The following is a 25,531-nucleotide window of genomic DNA, read 5'->3' on the forward strand; positions in this document are numbered from 1 at the left end:
GAGAAGATACGATTCCGGGTAGAAATCCTTATTTTGTCAATATCTTACTTTGTTTAATATCACCTTTACCGAAAAGGCAATTTTGCTTTTTGCATAGGCTATTGCAATTACCTAACTTGACAGCAAAATCCTACAACTTAATACTATATGAGAAAACAACTTAGCACCACCTGGCTATAATAAACAAGGCGACTTGCGCCGCCTTACATGTTTTCACAACGGAATAATCCTTATTGTGATTTGCTTTCAAATTAGAATGCTAAAATAAAAAATATTAATCAATGAATAAGAAAATTCTTGGACTTGACTTGGGTACTAATTCTATCGGCTGGGCTTTAATTGAGGAAGATTTTGACAAACGTATTGGTAGCATTATTGGAATGGGAAGTCGTATTCTTCCAATGTCGCAAGATGAACTTGGAAAGTTTGATAGCGGTGCGCCTATCAATACAGGTACTGCCGAACGCACTAACTTCAGAGGCATTCGTCGGTTAAGAGAAAGACATTTGTTAAGGCGTGAAAGACTGCATCGTGTTTTAAACCTCTTACGCTTTTTGCCCGAACATTATGCTGCTCAGATTGATTTTAAAAAAAGAGTAGGTCAATTTAAGGAGGAATCGGAGCCCAAATTGGCTTATGCTTTTGATGCTGCAACCAACAAAGCTGAGTTCATTTTTAAAACTTCTTTTAAGGAGATGCTGAACGATTTTGCACAGCATCAACCGCCACTTGTTTCCGATAACAGGAAAGTGCCGTATGATTGGACCATTTATCACCTACGCAAAAAGGCATTAACTGCGAAAATACAAAAGGAAGAGCTTGCATGGATTCTGCTTAATTTCAATCAAAAACGCGGCTATTACCAGTTGCGCGGCGAAGAAGAAGCAAATGAAACGCCTGAGAAAAAGGTGGAATTTTACTCGTTGTTAGTTACAGATGTAGAAGCAGCCGAAGACAAAAAAGGTGCTGATACCTGGTATAACGTGCATCTTGAAAATGGCTGGATTTACAGACGTACCAGCAAAGTGCCATTGGATTGGGCAGGTAAGATGAAAGAGTTTATCGTAACTACCGATTTAAATGAAGATGGTACGGAGAAAACAGATAAGGAAGGGAAAGTAAAAAGATCTTTCAGAGCACCATTGGAGAATGATTGGACACTCATCAAAAAGAAAACAGAGCATGATATTGATAAAAGCCATAAAACCGTTGGCGAATACATTTATGACACCTTGCTTGCCACGCCTAATCAAAAAATCAAAGGCAGGCTGGTAAGAGTAGTAGAACGTAAGTTTTACAAAGAAGAATTAAAAGCTATTTTAGAAAAGCAAAAGGAGTTTCATCCTGAATTGAATGACGGAGATTTATACAATGCCTGCCTTGAAGAATTGTATCAAAATAATGAAGCGCACCAGAATAGTATTGCCAAGAAAGATTTCACACATTTGCTTTTGAATGACATCATTTTTTATCAACGACCACTCAAGAGCAAGAAATCATTAATCAGTAATTGCAAATTTGAAGAGCGCACTTTTGTAAAAGATGGCATTAAGCAAACACAGCCCTTAAAAGGAATTGCAAAGTCTCATCCTTTGTTTCAGGAGTTTAGGTTGTGGCAGTTTATTCAGAATTTAAAGATTTATAAAAAAGCCACACCGGAAGATGAAAATATTACCGACACTTACCTTTCTACAGAAGACGATTATGTAAAGCTGTTTGACTGGTTGAACAGTCGAAAAGACATTGATCAGAAAACACTGCTTAAACAATATTTCAAAGTAAAAAATGCGGATGCTTACCGCTGGAATTATGTAGAAAATAAAATTTATCCTGCCAATGAAACAAGAGCAGAAATACTAAAGCGTTTACATAAAGCCAATGTGCCCGAAGATTTTTTAACTAAAGAAAAACAAGAAGCTCTATGGCATATTCTGTACTCGGTAGAAGATAAAAGTGAAATACAAAAAGCGCTTACAACATTTGCATATAAGAACAGCTTGCCCGATGAATTTATAGAGCAGTTTAAAAGATTTCCACATCTGGAGAAAGAGTATGGTTCTTATTCAGCCAAAGCTTTAAAGAAATTACTCCCGCTGATGCGTATGGGGAAATATTGGGATGAACAAACCATTATTGATAGTACGCCTTTATATCAGCACAATATTCAACAGGTAATAACCAATCTTCAGAATAAAGAAAAAAAACTGACAGAAGAAGATAGGCAAAGAGGTAAAACAATTAATAATAAGCTACTCGAAAAGCTGCAGCGGCTTGCTGATGATCCAGCCGCTTATAAAGGTTTGGAGCATTTCTTAGCCTCCTATCTCGTATATGGAAAACATTCAGAAGATAGTGATGTATTGCAATGGAAAACACCGGCAGCTATTGAAGATTATTTGCGGGAATTTAAGCAACATTCGCTGCGCAACCCGATAGTGGAGCAGGTAATTACAGAAACATTGCGGGTAGTAAAAGATGTATGGAATTTTTATGGAAATGGAGAAGAAAACTTCTTTGATGAGATACATATAGAACTTGGCAGAGAAATGAAAAATCCGGCCGAAGAACGTAAAAAGATTACTGCTCAAATGAATGACAATGAAAATACCAACTTACGTTTGAAGGCCTTATTATCGGAGTTGATGAGGGATAGTGAAGTAGAAAATATACGTTCTTATTCGCCTTATCAGCAGGACATTTTAAAGATATACGAGGAAGGTGTTTTAAATGCCAATGATGGAAATATTCCCGATGATATTTTAAATATTTCCAAACAGGCACTTCCTACTGCTTCTGAATTGAAGCGGTATAAATTGTGGCTGGAACAAGGTTATCGTTCTCCTTACACCGGTTTAATCATTCCGCTAAACAAGCTATTTACACCGGCTTATCAGATAGAACATATCATTCCGCAATCAAGGTATTTTGATGATTCGTTAAGCAATAAAGTGATTTGCGAGGCAGAAGTGAATGCGGATAAAGGCAACATGACTGCTTTTGAATACATAAAGAAAAAAGGTGGTTCTAAAGTAAACGGCTCACCAATAACGCTTCTTGCTCAAAATGACTACGAAGATTTGGTAAAAAGAAGTTTCTCAAAAAGCCGTAGTAAAGCCAAAAAATTGTTGATGGAAGATATACCAGAAGGCTTTATAGAACGGCAATTAAATGATAGCCGATATATCAGTAAAATAGTAAAAAATTTGCTTAGCAATATTGTACGCGAAGATGATGAGCGGGAAGCCATATCCAAAAATGTAGTGCCTGTAACCGGAGCGGTAACTTCGCAATTAAAGCACAACTGGGGCCTGGAACATATTTGGAATGAATCGGTAACACCGCGTTTCATCCGATTAAACACTCTTACCGGCACTACCAACTTTGGTAGTATCAATCCAACAACAAATAAATTTTTACCACAAGTTCCATTGGAGCTACAAAAAGGTTTTAATAAAAAAAGAATTGACCACCGGCATCATGCTTTGGATGCTTTGGTAATTGCATGTACCACCAAAGATCACATCAACTATTTACATTCCCTTAATTCTGAGAGAAAGAACTTCAGTTTGGTTTCAAAGCTGCGTGAAATAGAAGAAGCCCAGGTAAATGGTACTATTCGTAAAGTACCAAAAGCCTTTATTAAGCCCTGGGAAACTTTTACGCAGGATGCTAAAGAAAAGTTTCAACACATTATTGTGAGCTTTAAACAAAATACACGGGTAATTACCAAAACAAACAACAGGTATGAGCACTGGGAAAAAGATACAGACGGTAATTTGAAGAAAGTGCCTATCAGGCAAACCAAGGGTGAAAATAAGGCAATCAGAAAGCCGATGCATAAAGATACAGTAGCTGGTTTGGTTAAGTTGGGATTCAGGAAGATGGTTTCGCTTGCAGCAGCATTAGACAGTTGGGAAATGATTACAGATAAGGAGCTAAGAAATGAAATAAAGCTGCTTGTAAGTAAGGGATATGATAAAAAGAAGCTGCTACATTTTTTTAAGACTAAAGAAAACAAGTGGAATAATAAAGAGATGAGCAAAGTAGAAATTTTTTATTGGGATGTAGATAAATACGGCAAGCCCAACAATGCCGCCTCAAGAGTAAAGCTGGATGAAACATTTAACCCTGTAATGATTGCTTGCATTACCGATACCGGTATTCAAAGAATCCTGTACAATCATCTGTATAAATACAATGAAGAGAAAGGAGGTAAAATTATTGAACATCCTGAATTAGCTTTTTCTCCGGACGGCATTGATGAGCTCAATAAAAATATTCAGGAACTAAATGGGGGTAAATGGCATCAACCTATTTATAAAGTGCGCACGTATGAGCCACGGGGCAATAAGTTTAGCATTGGACACACAGGAAACAAGAAAGACAAATACGTAGAAGCTGCCAAAGGCACTAATTTGTTCTTTGCTATTTATAGAAATGAAAAAGAAAAGCGAAGCTTTGATACCATTCCGTTAAACATAGTAATTGAAAGAAAGAAGCAGCATTTATCGCCTGTACCCGAAAAGAACGAACAGGGAGATATATTGGAAATGTATTTATCACCAAACGATTTGGTGTATGTGCCGGAGGAAGGTGAAAAGCAAAATATTCATTCAATTAATTTTAAAGACTTGTGTAAGGAACAGGTAGATAGAATCTATAAAATAGTTAGTTTTACCAATAACAGATTGTATGCAATTCCTTTTGCAGTTGCAAAATCAATTGTTGACAAAGTAGAGTTTACACAGCTAAATAAACTTGAATTTTCTCTGGACAAACGATCCATAAAAGATGGATGTATTAAGCTAAAAGCCGACCGTCTCGGAAACATAACACTCGCATAAGTTTAATGCTATGGTAAAACGCACTCTCTACTTCGGCAATCCAGCTTATCTCAAAACCAAAACCGAACAACTCGTCATTGAATCGGCAGAAAGAGACGAGCCGGTAACTGTACCTATTGAAGATATTGGATTGCTCATTGTAGATCATGCACAGGTGACCATCACATCGGGACTGATGGCAAAACTGCTGGAAAAGAATGTAGCTTTAGTTACCTGCGATGCCACGCATCATCCCACCGGGCTAATGCTGAACCTTGACGGGCATACGCTGCAAAGCAAGCAATTTGCTGCCCAGTTGGAAGCGCCTTTACCTGTAAAAAAGCAGCTTTGGCAGCAAACCGTAACGGCAAAAATCTATAACCAGGCAATGCTGCTAAAGCAGCAGGGAAGAGAAAATAAGTTGTTGCTCAACTATGCAAAGGATGTAAAAAGCGGCGACAGCGAAAACCACGAGGCTAAAGCTGCCGGCTACTACTGGAAAAATTTGTTTCCGCCAATTATTGAATTTAAACGCGACAGGTTTGGGATGCCACCCAATAATATGCTCAATTACGGTTATGCTGTGTTGCGTGCGGTGGTCGCCCGTAGTTTGGTGGGCAGCGGCTTGTTGCCTACGCTCGGCATTTTTCACCGTAACCAGTACAATGCCTATTGTCTTGCCGATGATATTATGGAGCCTTACCGCCCATTTGTAGATAAGCTCATCTGCACAATGGTGAACCCGCTGGAACCGGAATTTGACCTGACACCAGCGCATAAAAAGCAACTGCTTACAGTGCCTGCCATGGACGTGTGTGTAGATGGCGAAAAAAGTCCGCTGATGGTGGCAATCCAACGCACTACTGCATCACTTGCCAAATGCTTTGAGGGCAAAGCAAAAAAGATAATATATGCCGAACTGGAGTAATTTTTTTGAACCACAAAGAATAAAAGGTACTAAGATTCACAAAGTAGTGGTTTGTGTTTTCCATTGATTTGACAATGAACACTTATACATTTCATGATTGAATGGTAATTCATCAAAACAGCTTGAATGTTTGAAAGACTAAACGCTTACCGCATTATGTGGGTACTTGTACATTTTGATTTGCCTACCGAAACGAAGAAAGAACGGAAAGCTTATACAGAGTTCCGGAAAAAAATTATGCAGGATGGGTTTCAGATGTTTCAGTTCAGCATGTATATACGCCATTGCAGCAGCAAGGAAAATGCAGAAGTACACATGAAAAGAGTAAAGAAAATATTACCAGCAAAGGGGCATATAGGCATCCTTTGCATTACCGATAAGCAGTTTGGGATGATGGAAATTTACCACGGTAAGGAAAACGTAAAAGCGCCAGGAACAATTCAACAACTGGAGATGTTCTGAAGAAAAAAATGTCAAAAAACGAAAAAAGAGGCTCAAATTGCCTCTTTTTTCGTTTGAATAATTTAGTTCTAATGCAGTTCTGATGGGGGATTTAGCAAATGCTGATGCAAAAGAACTAAAGTTGAAAGCAAATCACAACACTTGTCGCGTGATTGGTGAATAATATAGTGATGCAAAAGAACTAAAGTTGAAAGCAAATCACAACTTGTGCCAGTTTTATCAGTGCGTGCCTGTGATGCAAAAGAACTAAAGTTGAAAGCAAATCACAACGCTCTTTCACCCTACTTCCGGCTCAGTGGGATGCAAAAGAACTAAAGTTGAAAGCAAATCACAACTACTAAACGAGGGCAACGAAAAGGATGGGCGATGCAAAAGAACTAAAGTTGAAAGCAAATCACAACGGACACTACGCCCGATAATGTAAAATCATGGATGCAAAAGAACTAAAGTTGAAAGCAAATCACAACTACACTGCCTGATGATTCCGCTATCAGTCTGATGCAAAAGAACTAAAGTTGAAAGCAAATCACAACTAGTTTGCCCTATATATCGCACATTTAAAGGATGCAAAAGAACTAAAGTTGAAAGCAAATCACAACGCCATTCTTGCATACTACTTTACCACAACGATGCAAAAGAACTAAAGTTGAAAGCAAATCACAACAACAGCACATAGGTTTGCGCGTGCCTGATAGATGCAAAAGAACTAAAGTTGAAAGCAAATCACAACGACCCCTTCGGTGGAAGCGGAACAGTGTGGATGCAAAAGAACTAAAGTTGAAAGCAAATCACAACATGTTACTTGTCCCTGCCGCGTTGCTTTGAGATGCAAAAGAACTAAAGTTGAAAGCAAATCACAACAATCCTTCACCTAACCTGTAGTGTTCAAAAGATGCAAAAGAACTAAAGTTGAAAGCAAATCACAACGAAAAGCTGAACGGATTGTGATAGCTTACGATGCAAAAGAACTAAAGTTGAAAGCAAATCACAACGTAGCTGCTACGCCAATTCTCAGTAACCAGATGCAAAAGAACTAAAGTTGAAAGCAAATCACAACGGACTTGCAGCGATAATCCGCTTAATACCGGATGCAAAAGAACTAAAGTTGAAAGCAAATCACAACTATGATGGTGCAGGTAGAACTGCCCACCGGGATGCAAAAGAACTAAAGTTGAAAGCAAATCACAACGCAAGCAGACATTAACAGCCACGAATGTAGATGCAAAAGAACTAAAGTTGAAAGCAAATCACAACAAGCGAATCAAGAATGCCTTGCATTTCATTGATGCAAAAGAACTAAAGTTGAAAGCAAATCACAACTTGAATGTTACTGATGGCAGTTGCCCGCCAGATGCAAAAGAACTAAAGTTGAAAGCAAATCACAACAAGTAAATACTCCAGCATGGCCTTTATATGGATGCAAAAGAACTAAAGTTGAAAGCAAATCACAACCACATCGACGAGTAGGAAAAACGGCTTGCAGATGCAAAAGAACTAAAGTTGAAAGCAAATCACAACCAATACCGCCATCGGGCGAATAGCCTTTAGGATGCAAAAGAACTAAAGTTGAAAGCAAATCACAACGGCACTCTATGCAGTTGCCACACCCTACTGGATGCAAAAGAACTAAAGTTGAAAGCAAATCACAACAATAATGAGACCATTACCATTATGACGGAGATGCAAAAGAACTAAAGTTGAAAGCAAATCACAACATGCACCGATACGCTTTAAATGATTTACGGATGCAAAAGAACTAAAGTTGAAAGCAAATCACAACACCCAAAACAAAGGCGTCGTATTCACCCCCGATGCAAAAGAACTAAAGTTGAAAGCAAATCACAACTCATCTATTACCATTACAAATAAGTCAAAAGATGCAAGAGAACTAAAGTTGAAAGCAAATCACAACCTGGCTCATTAAGACCTATTCCAATGAAAAGATGCAAAAGAACTAAAGTTGAAAGCAAATCACAACTCCTATTTGCAAGGAAACATTACACCTGTTGATGCAAAAGAACTAAAGTTGAAAGCAAATCACAACGCGCAAATAGGTCGCGCATCGGAAACAGAAGATGCAAAAGAACTAAAGTTGAAAGCAAATCACAACTTATATGCAGCATAATTGCAAAAAAACAAGATGCAAAAGAACTAAAGTTGAAAGCAAATCACAACATGTTCGCCGATACGCTGCATAGCATCATTGATGCAAAAGAACTAAAGTTGAAAGCAAATCACAACGGCTTCATGTTCGTGGAGCTTTATTTTCCTGATGCAAAAGAACTAAAGTTGAAAGCAAATCACAACTGATTTGTGAGCGGTTTATAATCTCAAAGGATGCAAAAGAACTAAAGTTGAAAGCAAATCACAACCAATATAGGAGTTGGGACAAATGGTTAAAAGATGCAAAAGAACTAAAGTTGAAAGCAAATCACAACTCATACCACAACAGCACCTCTTCAAAATCAGATGCAAAAGAACTAAAGTTGAAAGCAAATCACAACTTAAATGCTTCTACAAGCGACAGATAGGTGATGCAAAAGAACTAAAGTTGAAAGCAAATCACAACTCGGGCAGTGGTGGTACAAGTGGTTTATCGATGCAAAAGAACTAAAGTTGAAAGCAAATCACAACATGCCTTGTGCGTTGCTGTTTGCTGCCAGTGATGCAAAAGAACTAAAGTTGAAAGCAAATCACAACTATTGCCCTCACAGGGGCTTTGTATTAGATGATGCAAAAGAACTAAAGTTGAAAGCAAATCACAACAGCTTCTTATCCTTCATTCTGCCATCCCAAGATGCAAAAGAACTAAAGTTGAAAGCAAATCACAACACCTTTCTTCAACAGGCTTACCAACGAATAGATGCAAAAGAACTAAAGTTGAAAGCAAATCACAACGGTGTTTGATTGGTTGTAAATGCGCCTAAAGATGCAAAAGAACTAAAGTTGAAAGCAAATCACAACATTATGAGGGCAGACTCTATAACAGTGAGGGATGCAAAAGAACTAAAGTTGAAAGCAAATCACAACATCTTTTTATGCTCGAGCACCACGAGGGATGATGCAAAAGAACTAAAGTTGAAAGCAAATCACAACCTACTATAAATTGGCATGGTGAACAGGATGGATGCAAAAGAACTAAAGTTGAAAGCAAATCACAACCCTTAATCCGCGATGCCGATACGCATGGTAGATGCAAAAGAACTAAAGTTGAAAGCAAATCACAACCTTTCTGCATAATATACGCATCACAGGTAGGATGCAAAAGAACTAAAGTTGAAAGCAAATCACAACGAGCAGTACGGTAAGGCCGCACCGGATATTGATGCAAAAGAACTAAAGTTGAAAGCAAATCACAACGCAGTGTCCATTACTACAGTATCTCTGTACGATGCAAAAGAACTAAAGTTGAAAGCAAATCACAACGAGGACAGGAACCGGATGTCGGGGCCCTCCGATGCAAAAGAACTAAAGTTGAAAGCAAATCACAACAGCTCTACTGCGTACCGCACAAAACGCAAAGATGCAAAAGAACTAAAGTTGAAAGCAAATCACAACCAAGTGGCGTGGTAATACCCAAGCCCCATTGATGCAAAAGAACTAAAGTTGAAAGCAAATCACAACTTCTATATTGTTATTATAACTCATACCATGGATGCAAAAGAACTAAAGTTGAAAGCAAATCACAACACTATCAATAAAGATGTCTTGCCATCTGATGATGCAAAAGAACTAAAGTTGAAAGCAAATCACAACATAATCGGTTATGTCACATCCTTTGAAGATGATGCAAAAGAACTAAAGTTGAATGCAAATCACAACAAAGAGCTTCTTTTTATGTTGCGGGTGCAGGATGCAAAAGAACTAAAGTTGAAAGCAAATCACAACCCGATTGATAAATGGGTGCTAATGCTTTTAGATGCAAAAGAACTAAAGTTGAAAGCAAATCATAACTGTCTGCTATGAAGGCTTAAAGTTTGTCGTGATGCAAAAGAACTAAAGTTGAAAGCAAATCACAACTGCTATTAGAGCATTAATAACATTTACAACGATGCAAAAGAACTAAAGTTGAAAGCAAATCACAACAAGCATTGCGGAAAGGAAGTACCGGTTGGTGATGCAAAAGAACTAAAGTTGAAAGCAAATCACAACTATCTTCCAGAATAATAAGGATTGAAATGCCTTTCGTCCGGAACAGATGCTATTTTATCATTGTGATATAAGGTAATTTCCTTCGTCAGCATAACAAAGCCGGAGTTTGATTACTGAATGTAAATGCAATAAATTCCAGGCATTTTAATGTTTCGGACACCTATGGTAATACACTCCGCCGGGTTTGTAAAATAGAAGCCCTACTAAACCAAGGGTAACAGAACAGTAACAAAAGCAAACAATGCCTTATTCCCCCTCCACATTGTCGCAATTGCACACCCTGCACACGGGTGGTTACCATTAGTTTTGCCATAAATAAATACTATATGAGAAAACTAAAATTACAAATGCAACTATCCGTGGACGGGTATGTTGCAGGACCTAATGGAGAACTGGACTGGATGACCTGGAACCTGGATGACGGGTTAATACAATTCATCAACGATTTAACAGACAGTTCCGGTACCATTTTGCTCGGCAGAAAAATGACCGACGGATTCATGAACTATTGGGAGGGTGTGGTAAATAACCAGCCGGAAAGCCCTGAATACCCGTTTGCTAAAAAGATGGTGGACACTCCTAAAGTTGTTTTCAGCAAAACCCTGCCCGCATCCAAATGGACCAATACGACGCTGGCAAACGGTAACCTGGCTGATGAAATTGCCAACCTGAAAAACCAAAGCGGAAAAGATATTATTGTATATGGCGGAGCCGGCTTTGTTTCGTCTCTCATTAAAGAAGGACATATAGATGAGTTCAACCTGTTTGTAAACCCTGTAATGATTAACAAAGGCATGCGGATTTTTGACCTCGCCGACAAACGGCAAAAGCTGTCTCTAATGGATACCACAGCCTATCCATGCGGCATTACCGTATTGCGCTACCAGCTCGCGCGGGAATAATAATTTATCCTGTACCCATGCCTATGTTCTTCAGAGTGTTGGCGGTGTACGCCCTGAAGAACATAGGATTTTTTACACATACCCTGTGGTATTAACCGGGACAACCCACCGGTTGGCATTTACAGCCGGTTACCTATTTCTTAGCAGGATTTTAGATAGCTATTAGTTAAAAACTGTATTCCCTTAAAGAGGACAGCAGGATTAAAATAGGATGAAAATAGATGGAAGGCAGCTAAAGGTATCCCCTGTTTACATATTTTTATTTTTTTAAATACATTTTGTACATCGTATGTTTAACAGGATATTGCTGACTGCTTGTATCTGCCTTTATTTTTTTTCAACCTTTGCCCAGCCTAAAGTTCCGGAACATGTATTTTATCAAAAGCTGGAAAACGGATTAGAAGTGCTTGTTCTGGAAGACCATACCATTCCATTTACTACCATCGAAATTGCCTGTAAAAATGGCTCGTTTACAGAAACTCCGGACTTCAACGGGTTAAGCCATTTGTACGAACACCTGTTTTTTAAATCGAACAAGGACTACAAAACACAGGATGATTATTTGAAAGAGATAAGTGACCTGAATATAGAATTTAATGGCCGCACGCGGGAAGAAGTGGTTACCTACTATTTTACCCTGCCTAAAGCAAATACGGAAAAAGGTATGCAATTTATGAACGCTGCCATAAGATACCCGGTCTTTAAAAAGAAGGATATGCAGAAGGAAAACAGTACCGTAGATGCAGAGTTTCAAAGACAGGAATCGAGCCCGTACTATATGTTGATTGATACCCTCGACCATATGCTATGGGGCAGCAACTACAGCCGTAAAAACATGATAGGCAACCATAACATTATTCTTACTGCTACTCCCGAAAAAATGGAAACCATACAAAACAGGTATTATTATCCTAATAATTGTTTGCTTGTTGTTGCCGGCGATGTGGAGCACACCGAAATTTTTACAGAAGCAAAAGGCATTTTTGGTTCGTGGAAGCCATCGGAAAGAGACCCTTTTACAAAATGGCCGATACCGGAGGTAACACCTTTACAGCAAAATAAATTTGTAGTTATCGAATCGGAGCTTGCGCAGATGCCTTTGCTGCTTTTTCGCTGGCAAGGCCCCGATACGAGGCACGACTTACAGGCAACTTATACTGCTGATGTGTTTTCTTATATCCTCAACCAGCGGTTGTCTAAACTAACAGCCGCATTGGAGGATAAAGGGCTGGCAACAAACATTGGGGTAAATTATTACTCGCAAAAATATACAGGGCCTATCACCCTATCGCTTACTCCCAATCCACATAAAATTAAAGAATGTTACGAGGCCATACAAAAGGAAATAGCACAATGGGACGACGATAGTTATATAACAGATCAACAGATTGAACGGGCTAAAAAGATATTGTACATTACCCAGGTGGAAGAACGCGAAGAAGTACAAAGTTATGCCGACCTGCTTTGTTTCTGGTGGGCTTCTGCATCCATAGAATACTACACGTTTTACCGGGAAAATCTCAATAAAGTTTCCCGCCAGGATATAAAGGACTATGTGAGAAAATATATTAAAGGAAAACCTTTTTGCGCCGGACTTATTGTTCCGCAAGGTGCAGACATGAATGCTGCCAACAATTTTTACTCGTCTAAATAAATAAGATAATGCAATTGATTGTATGTAAAACCGGTAAGTTAATGAGCTTGCTGGCGCTGCTGTTTTTATCATTCACTGCTTTTGCTCAAACCACTACGGTAGCATTTGAAGTAAATGGCTTAAAAGTGATATTGAAACAAACCCAGAAAGAAACCTTGGTAATGAGTATGTATTATAAGGGTGGCTTAACGAACTACCCGGCTGCGGATGCAGGTATAGAATCGTTGGCCTTATCGGGCATTATAGATGGTGGCAACCATACCTTTTCTGCTAATGATTTTAATGACCAACGGGACGAGTATGGAATACACCTCACCGGGGAAGCTGCCAATGATTATGGCGTTGTTAAGTTAAGATGCATTACCAGGTATGCCGAAGAAGGCTGGAAGTTATTTGCATCGGCTATTACGGCTCCCATCTTTGATGCAAAGAAGTTTGATATTTTAAAACAACAAAAAACAGACGAATTAAATGCAGGGCTTTCCAATGCCGATGCAAGATTGAGCCAACTGGCTACAGCAACAGCTTTTGCCGGCACTCCTTACGCCAATAATCCCGCCGGTACTGTTGAAAACATAGCCCGTTTAACACGCGATGCGGTAGAAGATTACTATTACAATATCCTGTTGAACAGAAAAAGAATGTTCCTGGTAGTTGCCGGCAATATTTCGAAGGAAGATCTTGAACAGAAAGTGAAAAATGCTTTTTCGGACATTCCCGAAAAAGCGTACACACCTGTGCCTGTTAAAGAGGAGCCCTTTACAAGAGATGTGTATAAAATAGAAGGCAGGTCATTGGCTACCAATTATGTTTGTGGTATTGTGAATGCTCCAGGTTTAAACAGCCCGGACTACCCGGCATACAGATTAGCCGTTACTATTTTGCACAGCACGCTATTCAGGGAAATACGGTTATCAAAGCGCCTCTCTTATGCACCTGCCGCCTACCTGTCGGGAGGTAAAATCTCGTATCTTACGATGTATGCCAGTACAACACAACCACAGGAAACGGTAAAAGCAATGTATAATGTGTTATCGCATGTAAGAGCATCCATTTATACAGATAAAACAGTTGCCGACCTGCAGAATAGTGTGTCGCTGAGTTATCTTAAACAGCAGGAATCTATGTCGAATATCGTGGATGCATTGGGTGAAGCGGAAATAATGGGCGACTGGAGACTGGCAGAGAATTTTGATGTCCGGGTGAGTGCAGTTACGGCAAAAGAGATTCAAAGCGTATTCAAGGCTTATACAAACAATATTACCTGGGCTTATATCGGAAATCCTGGTTTAGGGGAGCAGGCGTTTACGCAGTAAGCGCTTGTTGCCGGAAGGAAGGATGCTACAGAGCATTGCAGCATACTTGAGATTCTTTTTATCCTTTTTTCTTCGGGCATCTTCGTCTCCCCGTTATGCAGTGTGGTAATGAAAGAAAGATTCACAAGACGACTATGGAGTTGATATAACGTTGCTGAGTTAGTAGCCTTGGCGACGGCCAAAAGTTGAGATTGCCCCGACGGCTGTACAACCCTATGACATCTTAGCAATCAGATGGTACAAAAGCATATAAAACTTTGTTGAACTGGCAGATTAAAAGTATTTTTCGGTACTATTACTCAAAAATATCAGCCAGACAATACAAGCCTATGCCTGTACAAACAAAGAAACATTGGCAGCAGCGATTGCACGATGTGGTGTATGAGTCTAATACAATAGCGGGCAAAGCATTCGATATTACACTGTTGCTATTGATTTTTACAAGCATACTCGTAGTGATGCTGGATAGTGTAGAAGCATGGCATTCGCGCTATGGTTATATCTTCAACATACTGGAATGGGTTTTTACCTTTTTATTTACTATTGAATATATACTGCGCCTCATTTGCATAAAAAAACCGTGGCGTTATGTTACCAGTTTTTTAGGCATGGTAGATTTAATAGCTATTATTCCCTCTTACCTCAGTGTATTCTTTGCCGGGGCAAATTCGCTGCTGGTGTTCCGGTCGCTACGGCTGTTACGCGTATTCAGAATATTCAAGCTGACGAATTTTATTTCCGAAATGCAGTTTTTAGGTGCTGCCATCAGGGCGAGCCTTAAAAAGATAAGCATCTTCATGTCTATTGTACTGATGCTGGTGGTTATACTCGGTTCGGTGATGTATCTCGTAGAAGGCAGGCAGCATGGCTTTACCTCTATTCCCGAAAGTATTTACTGGGCTATCGTAACCATTACTACGGTAGGTTACGGAGATATATCGCCCGCTACACCGCTGGGCAAGCTGGTAGCCAGTCTTATTATGCTTATGGGCTATGGTATTATAGCGGTGCCTACCGGTATTGTAACCAACGAAATGGTAAATGCCGTACGAAACAAAAAGCTGCATACCGAAACCTGCCCTGTATGTGGCAGGGAAAGCCACGATGCAGATGCGAAATACTGTAAGTACTGCGGTGCCAAGCTGTAAGCCGGTATGTTAGAGAATCTATTACAATTGCTGTTTCTACAGGAATAAATGGATTCGCTTTTGTGCTAAGCCGTGTTAGCGGTAGTAGTTCCATTCATTTGTTCCAATACTTTTGGCAATTTCTTTCTTAGTTGTTTTTTCCAACCCATTTGCATAATCAAACTGATAATTACAAGCTTTAGTCCCTTGTAACCTGAATGCTCCAAAGAGAGAATCGTGCCGCCACAAGTTGGTTCTAATGTAAAATTTAGTACGGTGTCTAACTTTGTAAAAATTCCTTTTGTTAGTTTGTCTGCTCTGTCGGAATGAATACCTGCACAAGCTAATGCCTTTTCGCCTGTTGCTTCGCCACGATAAGTATAAGCAATGTGTTTTTGTGGTTCAACCGCTATTACTTCACAATGTGTTATTCCATCCCAACCTTTTTGCGGGTTCATTTTAAATGTGAAATAATGTCCTACCGTTGGTTCAATATTGTTTTCCATAAACCAGTTGCCCAATTGTTTTGACTCTGTCAATGCCTGCCAAACTCTATCCTGAGAATACGGCAATACCGTTCTTAGTTTAATTGTCCGTGTCATTGGTTATTGCTTACAAAGTGATGATCATATCATTACCGCCAACAAATCAATCAGATGCAAATGTAAAAGCATATCGTAAGATACGCTTTTACATTTGCTTAAGGGTGTACTGAATAGTGAAGCTATGCTATGTATGCTTTACCTGCCAAACGTTCAAATTCCTGCATTAAATTAATGCGTGCCTGTTGCTCATATTTATCGGCGAAATAACGGGTCTTATAAATCTGGTCCATTTGTAAAAAATGCGCTACTACCTTTAGCCTTCCCCGTTTATAAACTGCATCCGGGTAGCAGCGATATTCTTTTCTTATTTGCTCTGTATAAAGCAGATAATTATCACTACCCGCACCTAAAATGGACAGGTCGGCATCGGTGAAGTAGTTGATGTCTGTATCTATACTTTTACTGTGCGATGCAGTAGCCATAATAAACCGGCTTAATTGTTCCAACTGTTCTGTATGAAGTATAGCTGCCAATTCCTTCTGAGCGTACATAGCACTTTCTTCTTCATTATTATGCTTTAGCACATTATAAATTACATCGTGATAAACTATCGCTAACACCAATATATCCCAGTCTTTAATCTGCGGTTGAACCGGTAACAGTTCACTAATAAGATGATCTAAATGTTGGATGGTATGATAGTGGCGTGGAGCAGATGTGTAATGATTAACAATGCTGTTCCATAGCAATGTCACTTCCGATTCATTATTGGTATATTTAGCCAGTATTTCTTTGAAGAGTTGCTCTATCATACAAGAAAATGGTGTTATAGGAACGTACAGTTTGCAATAATACTCAAGGGGATAATATTAGTTGTGTTTTTAAATGTATGAAAAGCAAAAGGAACAGTTCTCCAGCGAGATAAATGATTACATCTTAAAGCATAGTTGCTAACCCGCCGGCATTTCCGGTGAGAAAAATAATTACAGGCTGTTACATACCTATTGTTTCAATTTGTAATTCAGGTAATGGTGAGTGTAAATAAACTGCCTCACCATTCACTCCTCACTATTTCCATTATTTCAATACACACAACGCCAGCACCTTCAAAGAACATTAGCCCTTTTGCCAGGGGCAGGTTGAAAACTGCCTTTATCTTGTACTCCTGCACTGGCGTTAATACCTCGAAAAACAAGGGTATTTATTGAACGAGGCGAATGCCTGTGGATAGGGTACTGAATTTTGTTTCTAATCTATTAATACATTGCTGCATTTCGTCTTTGGCGGCAGTGCCTTTGCGTGTTAAGCCATACAGTGTTTCTGAAAGATTTTTTAAGCCGGTGGCAAGTATAAATAAGTTTTGCTTCCCATCGGTTTTAAGCAGCAGTATAAGGTCACTTATTTTAAGTGATGCATTTGCAATGCTACCTGCATGCGCTTCCATTTCGCCAAACTTGTCTTTATTCATTGCAAGGTGAATACTATTTATCCGCTGTTCTATTTGCTGCAACGATTGATATATTGTATCCAGCAACGGCGCGTTGTTGGAGGTGGTAATGGCAGTAGGATCTACCGCTTCTACCAGCACCGCATGACTGCTGTTTGCTGCCGTGGAGTTGCTGGCTGAACTGTGTTGTTCAACCACCGGCATGCTGTCTGCTTCCACTGCTTCGTTACTCTCTTTGTTGTCCATACCGGATGGCTGCTGTAGTGCCGTTTGATAAGCGGAACGGAGTGCCTTGCGGAAGCTACTTTGCGCCTGTTGCAAAGTGTTGAAAGCCCTGGTTATGAATTTATCCTTGCCCGAAAAAGCATTGTTTAATACTAATTTCTCAAACTCCTCTATATCAGTGCGGCAAGCACTTACAAGCGGGGATAAACGATAGTAATATTCATCGGGCAGGTATTCCATTTCTGCTTCTATCGAATCGATGTACACCTTTATATTTTCTGCCTGTTGCATCGTTGCCTGCTGTTGACCACCTGCTATGCTACTGCTAATTGTTGAAAGGAATTGTTCTATGCGGCCTGCATATTTTTGAATATTACCGAGTGTATAGCCGGTTGAATCGTCCTGGCTTTTTGCCAATGAAAAACACAAGGCTAGTATCAGGAGCATTCCTATCTTTTGCATACTATTTCACTTAAATAATTATAGCGCAGCGGGAGCCGTCGTAACGTATTCTGCTGATACAGACCTTGGAAATTGCAATAAGTTTATACTGCTTTCTATCTTATCAAAACGTTATGGAATTGAATAAAATTTTGCTGTGGGTGCGGGATTCGATTAAAATGGAAGATGCGGGCATAAGAGCTTATTGGACAGGTGGGAAAGAGTTATTTTAATCCTTACTTTGAGGTGCGCTGGCATGGCATCTGCCGCTCCGGTTCGTGTCTTCACGAACCGCAGTTGAGTTAAGTAAAAAGGCCATTTAGTGGTAAAGAGAACACATTCGAAATGTTTAGTACTTTTGAAAAATCATCTTCTGATATAACGCAGTCGGCGGTTCGTGAAGACACGAACCGCGGCGGAGGGATTAAGTAAATAAGGCTATTTAGTGGTAAAGAGCATGCAATCGGATGTTTAGTATTATTGAAGAAAGGTCTTCTAATATAACGCAGTTAGCGGTTCGTGAAGACACGAACCGGAGCTAAGGCTTTTACTTTGATGTGGTGATTCAAGGAAAAAAATCTTTATCATTCTCTTCCAGGTGCGCAGCGCACCTGGAAGAGAATGGGGATAAAAGCGTTCACACAACCTGCTGTTTTATTTCCACCAAATACTTCTCTTTTATCCTTTTACAATTTTATATATCGCGCCACGAACGCCTGCTTTGGAACTATAGAATCCTGATAGGTACAACTCATTATCATACCCTCTGTTGCAATTACAGATAAGAAAAGTTTCTTTGGAAGGATTAGCAACCTTCAATGTTGCTCTTACCCACTTTCCTGCATCATTTTTTGATAAAGAAAAAAGTTTACCTGTAAGATCGGCAAACACATAATTATTCCGGAGAAAAGGAACGCCTTCGCCGTAATAAAAATCACCTCCTATTACACAAATACCTTCTTTGTGCGAATAGGTATTAATGGGCGCGGCATACAGCCCGTGAACTACTTTTGTTGTAGTATCATAAATGGAATCACCTTCCATTGCAGGCCATCCGTAGTTACCGCCCTTTTCAACCGAATCAATTTCTTCCTGGTTTATATCGCCCACGTCACCACCAAACAAAGCACTTGTTTTAGGATCGAATGAAAAATGCCAAAGCCGCCTGAAGCCGTAAGCATAAATTTCGGGCTTTGCATCTTTCCTGTTTATAAAAGGGTTATCGTTGGGTATCGCATAAGGTGCAGCGTTCACATTTATACGCAACAGTTTGCCGTTATAAACGTGCAGGTCTTCCGCCCTGTTAACATAGGCAGGACTTCCATGATCGCCGATGGCGATGTAGAGATAACCATCTGGCCCGAATGCGATCTGACCGGCAAGATCATACACTTCCTTACATTCAAATGAAAATATGCGACGTTCTGATTGTAGATCCGCCTCATCCTTCCTTCCGTTTGTACTAAACTCAGCAATAAGAAGCATGCAATCATCAGCCGTGTCTTTTGCAGGTGCATTGTAACACACATACAACTTACCGTTTTTAGCAAAGTCGGGATGCAGCGCAATGCTGAACATAGAATGCGCACGACCCGTTGCGACTTTCTGTTCAAGCTTTGTACTAAGGTTAAGAAAAGGTTTCTTATTTACAGAATCGTTGTTGAGCATCCATATTTTACCCGATTGATCGGTAATCAACATGCTGTGTGAGTTACCGGGCAAAGGCGTTACCTGTATCGGCATAATATCGACGGCTGAAGTAATCAATTGAAGTTTGATGGAGTCTTGTGCGGATTGCTCCGCTCCATTTTTATCAATTGAATTACAGGCACAGAAAAGGAGGGCAAAAGAGGAAAGGAGGAAGAGAGAAAGCAATTTCATAAAGCGGCTGTTGATGGCGCAATGTAGCTTAGTTTAAGCCGCGCTGCAAATAACCCGCAATGTTTTTCAATGTGTTAGCGTATTAAAAAAATAGCTCTACTGTGAAACGATGTGTAAAGTACTATAGCACTTCATTATTTCAACACATCATTGTTCTTTTAAAATCAGGTAAGATTATTCAACGCTGTTTCGTGCGGTTTTCATAGCCGGTAGGTGCAAGCAGGAGACTTTCCGTTGTAAGAGGTTGCCGTCATGCTGAATTTATTTCAGCATCTCTTGACAAAATGCTTAGGTTCTTCGAAGTATTAGCGCAGAAGTAAAAGATAAAAATATATCTCTAATATGCTCATTCTTCAGATAAGTGGAAGCAGTGCCATTTGCTTTCTTATTATGCTAGCTTACAGTATAAAGAACGATTCTGAAGAATTATTTTTATCCTTCTCTTCGAGGTGCGCTGGGCTAACACCTCGAAGAACGTGGGACGTTGTTGAATAAATTAAATTCTTTCCATTTCTTCGTAAATATTTGATATTATATTACCTAAGACCTTTCCATAGATTTTTTGTACTTGGTTAGGCTGTTTACTTTCCATAGTCTTTAAGTATTCAAAAAAAAGTTTTACGAATCCTTTCCTAAATTCTAAATTTCTAACACCTTCTGAATTTGATTTTGGAAAATCTTCTTTTAATGAGTTAAAATAATTGATATCAAAAATGGGAGTATCTTGAAAAATTAAATCATAATAAAGAAATCTATTAATAAGCTCATTTAAATAATAATGTCCCTTGAGAGTTAAATACAAGTTGAAAGATGTGGGTAGCTCATTCCAGTTTATATCTGACAATTGTTCATCTGTATCAATGAGAGCGCCTTTGATTAAACTTGATAAAGCTGAATTGACGACATTAGATTTATATCCCCTGCTTGGCGTAGTCTCCAGACTACGTCACACCGTCAGCAAATCTCCTGATTTGCATAACGTTTTACAACAAATCTATCTCCAGTACACTCTTCAATCCTGCATAGTTTCTCGCACTGCTATATAAATAATCCTCCGGCTTTTCTACTATACCTGTTCGTACCGGATTGTTGTGAATATACTCCATCTTTTGTTGCGTAAAAGCAGGTGTAAACAATTCAACAGCATGGTTCTCATGCGTCCATAACTGATAATGACTATTTCGTTGATGCTCACGTGCGGCAAACTCAAAACGCTTCATTATCCAATCGCTGCGGCTTTCCTGTGGTAGTTGCAACAGCGGTAACAGTTGATTGGCTGTAAACTTTTTAAAATCACGGATGATATCAGATAATTGAAAAGGTTCTTTGGCACGTGCAATCAGGTGAATGTGGTTGGTCATCAGCACATACGCGTACAGTTCCAACCCTTTATGTTTACGGCAATAATCAAAGCTGTTGATGACGATTTGCTTGTATTCGTTTCTCGTAAAAACATCTACCCATTTCACAACTTGAAACGTGAGATAATAGGGGTTATTCTGGTCGTAGATTTGGAAGCCTTGGCTCATATAGCAAAATAAGAAAAAGGTGGTATATGCAAATCTGGAGATTTGCTGACGGTGTGACGTAGTCGGGAGACTACGCCAAGCGGGGCGCCAGCGCAACCTCGAAGTAAAAGATAAAAGCATATCTCCAGATTTGCTCAAAGCCCTGCCGAAACACAATCATTCATCCTCCAACCCTCTTCCACTCCACAACACTATATTGATTCACACCCCCCTTTGCAACGCCACTTCTTTTTATACTGCCTTTCTTTGCAGCAGCAGCCCACAACAGTTCCACTTTTACCAGAGTTGGATTCAACTGTTCATCACTTTCATATAGCGTAGCAGGTTGAATGTTATTACCAAATACCCATGCAGTTAATTGATAGCTGTCGGGGTCTGCTGTATGCAACGTGGCTTTTGCAAGTGGCAAAATAGTGCCCGATTTAATAAACACCGGAATCTCTTCCAGCGGTACCTCTATTTCGTACTCCTTTTTACCGCTGTACCTTTGATACGACCAGAAATGAAACCACTCACCTTCAGGCAGATATATTTTACGCATCTTTTCTCCTTCCACCACCGGAGCCGCCAGCATGCTGTCACCTACTAAAAACTGGTTGCTGATATCTCTTACTGCTTCATCACTGGGATAATCCATCACTAATGCCCTGAACGGCGGAATACCTTCTTTTTTATAGCGTACAAAAGCTGCATGGAGGTAAGGGATGAGGCTCATTCGTAGCTCAATAATAGCGCGGCATTGTGCTTCCAGTTGTTGCCAGCCTTCGGCAAACTGTCCTTTATTGTTTGCCTCTCTTTCAATCTGCTTCCACGGCGCATTCTTCAGGTACCACGCATTCACCATAGCAAGGGGCGAAAAGATAACAGACTGTAATCTTCTGATAAGGTCTTCATTGCTGCTTGCATCCCGTACTTCGGGTGTCCACAACAGCCCGGTAAAGCCCGATTGTGCAATGGCATGAATAAAGGTGCGATGGTTATACAAATCGCTGTACAACACAAACGGGTAAGGTGCTGCTAATGCACCGGAAGAACGCACCAATCCATACGTAGGCACACCTTTTTGATTGAATACATTCAACAGCGTATCCTGGTAACGCAATCCAAACAAGCTGTGCATTTGCTCACCATCTGCACCGGAAGGAAAGCGGCTTAGTTCGGGAAAAGACCAGTTGCGGGTGAAGTCCGAATTATCACATTCATCTGCTTTATAGCCCGATACACCAATATCCACATGTTCCTTTTTGTGAAAGGCGCCGAATATATTTCTCCCTTCTTTTTGCAGAAAATCAGGCACCAGCCCATCCCACACCAGGTAATCACCGGAGTAAGGTATTAACGCATCATAAAAAGGAGCAGTGGGATGCACAAACGCATGTTCCCACAGGTTTACTCTAAAGTGGTTGTCTTTTAAATCAGCCAGCATTTGTGCAGGATCAGGAAAGTTACTACTCCACACATACGAGCAGGAATAAGAATGTGTTTGCCAGTGCGGTTCCAGCCCTAATACATCACAGGGTATTTTACTATTGCGAAAGTAGTTGCCCATTCCTTTTACTTCCTCCTGGGTAAGATTAGATTCCACTCTATACCAAAAGCCCAGTCCCCAGCGTGGCGGCACAACGCCTCCACCCGAAAATAAGTTGTAGCGCTGCACGGCATTGAGTAGTGTTGGACCACCAAAAATATATACGTCAACACCCTTAGCTACCGGCACTTCAACCAATATTGCACTATCGTCTCCCAAGCCATATCTATCCTCTTTATTTAACCCATTCCATCCGGCAGTACCTTCTTTTGCATTGTCGGGTTTAGCTGCATTGGCAGGCTGTTTCTTTTTATTGCCCATGTAAAAAGTAGCATACCGGGCGGTATCTACCAACACACCATAGCCACCTGTAGATACAAAAAAAGGCACGGGTGCATGGGAGTCGCCGGAGTCTATCACAGGGTCAGCGTTCACCCGTAATTTCTTCTTTAATCCTCTTTGCTGAAACGACTGGAACTGCAATCCTAAACCATATAAATATTCATTTGGCTGTAGTGGCATGCTGATGATAACACCACGTTCATTGATGTCACTGGTAACTGTAACAGGACAATCTTTCACGCCGGGTAAGTGCTGTAGTGATGCAGCGTCGGGAGCTATTAGCCTGGTGGATTGTGGTGTAATATTTTCCGGGGTGCCGAAAGTGAACTTCCAGATGCCCGGATGTACCTGTTGTGGATCGCTAACGGGCGTATCTGCTGATGCAGTCCCTTGTTCAGCAAATGCCGGCGGCATCAGCATCATACCGGATAAAGCACTCACGGTATTGATAAATTTTCTTCTTTGCATAATGCATGTAATCGTTTTTTATTTCGCTATCGGTAGGTGTTTCGCCAACCGGAATAATACATATTGATGAATTGCGGGCTTATCCGTTGCTCCTGAATAATATCAGGTGCTTCGTTGAGACATCAACTAATAGCAATTTGATTTTTTATTGCCTGTAAGAAATCTATCCCCAACCTAATTATCCCCTTTTTCTGATCAACTCCAGCAGTTTCCTATCCAGTTGATGACCATGCCAGTCTTCATACGCCACATCGCTCCTGCCGGAGTCCAGGATGCCGAAATCACCTATAAAGTTCCACAGGGCAAAACCAATCTGGTGAGCATGTAAAATATCTACCACATCACCAAACCATGCAAGAAATACATCATGTGGCGTACGCTTCCAGCAGCCACCTTCGCCACAATGCACGCCCACCCCCTTACCAGCCAATTCAATCCAGGGTTTATAAAAAGCTTCCAGTTTAGCCCTGTCGAAGTACGTATTACCCATTTGTCCCGGATACACAGGTGTAGGCAGGTTGGTGGTGTCTTTATTAGCCCACGGTGCTTTATAATGCGATATCTGCCCGGGATAATACGCGCGGCAGCTTTGCGCTATGTCCAGATCGGTAATTTCGGGTATTACGTCGCTGCCCACGTTGTTGCCATCGGCAATTACCAACCGGTCGGGCGTTTCTTTACGAATGGCATCAAGCGCACCCTTCGCCACTTTGCGGTACACGTCCCCAGGCACAGCGCTACGCTTTGAGTGTTGATCGTTCATGTCTTCGCGCATACTGGGCTCGTTCACCAGGTCGAAGCTTACCAGCTTGTTCGATACATTTTTATACCTTTTTGCCCACATGTTCCAGTGATAATAAAACGCATCCTGCGCTGCTGCATCCCTCCACAGATTGAAAGGTTCATTAAAGCCGGCGTTTACACAATAACCGGGTGCCCGGTGCAGGTTGATGCTCGTGTGCAGGTTGTATGTATGCGCCATTTGCACCAGCTTGTCTATTTTATCAACGGCTTTGTCGTCGATCTTATAAGTATCTTCTGCGGTAATGTCTTTGGTTCTATCTATGTTGAGATAACAGGGATAAGCAATGGGAATGCGCACAAAGTCAAAGCCCCAGTCGCGCATCCATTTAAAGTGCTCTTCGGTAGTGGTATTGTGATTATTGGCAGGAGCCGGATTAAAGAAATCCAGCAGGTTAAAGCCACGCCACTCGGGTAGTGGATTAGTCGCTTTATTGGTAAAGGCAAGAGAGGCTCCGGCAGTAGCTACAGCAGCGGCTGCCATACTGGTGTTTTTGAGGAATGCGCGGCGTTGCATATCATTAGTGATGTTACAGGTAAATAAAAGTTGTTCATCTGCTTTACAGCAAGCGGGATAAAGATAGTGGGAAGGTGTAGTTTATCCAAAGAGCAGGCTTTCCTTTACCATTAAATAAGTACAGGTATCTGATGTGTTTTTCTAATGCGATAATAAGCGCTGGTTATAATTGCATCATTAGCCGGCAGATGATTGTGACTTCCGTTCCGGTGTATGTTCTGGATTACATTTTCCTGAATATCGGATATTTCTGGTTAAAAACGTCACGGTGTGTTTATCACTATTTGGTTTAAAAGTATAGCTACTCAATGGCTTCAACCGATGTGGTTAGCTACTTTACCTATTTTAACAGGATAACCTGGTTCAAATAATTACTTTCCCTTGCACTTCAATGGCTTAGGCTATACTGAAGTAGGATGGCTCCCATAAACCACCAACTATTT

The 25,531-nt window shown here is 40.4% G+C and carries 15 protein-coding genes and 1 CRISPR repeat array; of the genes, 7 read left to right on the forward strand and 8 right to left on the reverse strand.

Translation table 11 applies throughout. The features are described from left to right. Positions 1–281 precede the first annotated feature (281 nt). The 7 genes from cas9 (at position 282) to FC093_RS01110 (ending at position 15,385) form a co-directional block, all read left to right on the forward strand. Complete coding sequence (gene cas9, locus FC093_RS01080) at positions 282–4,844, forward strand: type II CRISPR RNA-guided endonuclease Cas9 (protein WP_137259888.1); 4,563 nt, start codon at positions 282–284, stop codon at positions 4,842–4,844. Between the two features lie 10 nt (positions 4,845–4,854). Next, positions 4,855–5,751 carry a type II CRISPR-associated endonuclease Cas1 gene (gene cas1, locus FC093_RS01085; protein WP_137259889.1) on the forward strand — a complete coding sequence of 299 codons (897 nt, stop codon included), beginning with the start codon at positions 4,855–4,857 and terminating at the stop codon, positions 5,749–5,751. 126 nt (positions 5,752–5,877) lie between these two features. Continuing rightward, positions 5,878–6,213 (forward strand): CRISPR-associated endonuclease Cas2, encoded by a 336-nt coding sequence (gene cas2, locus FC093_RS01090; RefSeq protein WP_240743142.1) that lies wholly within the window; start codon positions 5,878–5,880, stop codon positions 6,211–6,213. A 103-nt stretch (positions 6,214–6,316) separates the two neighbouring features. Continuing rightward, a CRISPR array of direct repeats spans positions 6,317–10,365; the repeat unit is 36 nt; unit sequence GATGCAAAAGAACTAAAGTTGAAAGCAAATCACAAC. Positions 10,366–10,691: 326 nt separating this feature from the next. Further along, entirely contained in the window at positions 10,692–11,267 is a 576-nt protein-coding gene (locus FC093_RS01095; RefSeq protein WP_137259890.1) for a dihydrofolate reductase family protein, read from the forward strand. Positions 11,268–11,556: 289 nt separating this feature from the next. Beyond that, entirely contained in the window at positions 11,557–12,921 is a 1,365-nt protein-coding gene (locus FC093_RS01100; protein ID WP_137259891.1) for a M16 family metallopeptidase, read from the forward strand. Between the two features lie 8 nt (positions 12,922–12,929). Continuing rightward, the gene (locus FC093_RS01105) at positions 12,930–14,237 is read left to right on the forward strand and encodes a M16 family metallopeptidase (protein WP_137259892.1); all 1,308 of its coding nucleotides are present in this window, start codon (positions 12,930–12,932) and stop codon (positions 14,235–14,237) included. Positions 14,238–14,566: 329 nt separating this feature from the next. Next, a complete protein-coding gene (locus tag FC093_RS01110; protein WP_137259893.1) occupies positions 14,567–15,385 on the forward strand; it encodes an ion transporter in 819 nt (272 codons plus the stop codon). A gap of 65 nt (positions 15,386–15,450) precedes the next feature. Here the strand turns inward: FC093_RS01110 and FC093_RS01115 are convergent, their stop codons facing one another. From FC093_RS01115 to FC093_RS01150, 8 genes are all read right to left on the reverse strand, one after another. Beyond that, positions 15,451–15,966: an SRPBCC family protein gene (locus FC093_RS01115; protein ID WP_137259894.1), complete on the reverse strand. Its 516-nt coding sequence runs from the start codon at positions 15,964–15,966 to the stop codon at positions 15,451–15,453. 122 nt (positions 15,967–16,088) lie between these two features. Beyond that, complete coding sequence (locus FC093_RS01120) at positions 16,089–16,721, reverse strand: HD domain-containing protein (protein ID WP_137259895.1); 633 nt, start codon at positions 16,719–16,721, stop codon at positions 16,089–16,091. Positions 16,722–17,110: 389 nt separating this feature from the next. Then, positions 17,111–18,028 (reverse strand): hypothetical protein, encoded by a 918-nt coding sequence (locus FC093_RS01125; protein WP_137259896.1) that lies wholly within the window; start codon positions 18,026–18,028, stop codon positions 17,111–17,113. Positions 18,029–18,700: 672 nt separating this feature from the next. Then, positions 18,701–19,903, reverse strand: a complete 1,203-nt coding sequence (locus FC093_RS01130; RefSeq protein WP_137259897.1) for a PQQ-dependent sugar dehydrogenase — start codon at positions 19,901–19,903, stop codon at positions 18,701–18,703. Between the two features lie 496 nt (positions 19,904–20,399). Continuing rightward, complete coding sequence (locus tag FC093_RS01135) at positions 20,400–20,747, reverse strand: hypothetical protein (RefSeq protein ID WP_137259898.1); 348 nt, start codon at positions 20,745–20,747, stop codon at positions 20,400–20,402. 139 nt (positions 20,748–20,886) lie between these two features. Continuing rightward, positions 20,887–21,432, reverse strand: a complete 546-nt coding sequence (locus FC093_RS01140) for an REP-associated tyrosine transposase (protein WP_137259899.1) — start codon at positions 21,430–21,432, stop codon at positions 20,887–20,889. A gap of 160 nt (positions 21,433–21,592) precedes the next feature. Further along, positions 21,593–23,770: a TIM-barrel domain-containing protein gene (locus tag FC093_RS01145; protein WP_137259900.1), complete on the reverse strand. Its 2,178-nt coding sequence runs from the start codon at positions 23,768–23,770 to the stop codon at positions 21,593–21,595. A 178-nt stretch (positions 23,771–23,948) separates the two neighbouring features. Further along, positions 23,949–25,088: a glycoside hydrolase family 5 protein gene (locus FC093_RS01150; RefSeq protein ID WP_137259901.1), complete on the reverse strand. Its 1,140-nt coding sequence runs from the start codon at positions 25,086–25,088 to the stop codon at positions 23,949–23,951. Between the last annotated feature and the right edge of the window lie 443 nt (positions 25,089–25,531).

This window comes from Ilyomonas limi, from assembly GCF_005233845.1.
In the GTDB taxonomy this organism is placed as follows: Bacteria; Bacteroidota; Bacteroidia; order Chitinophagales; family Chitinophagaceae; genus Ilyomonas; species Ilyomonas limi.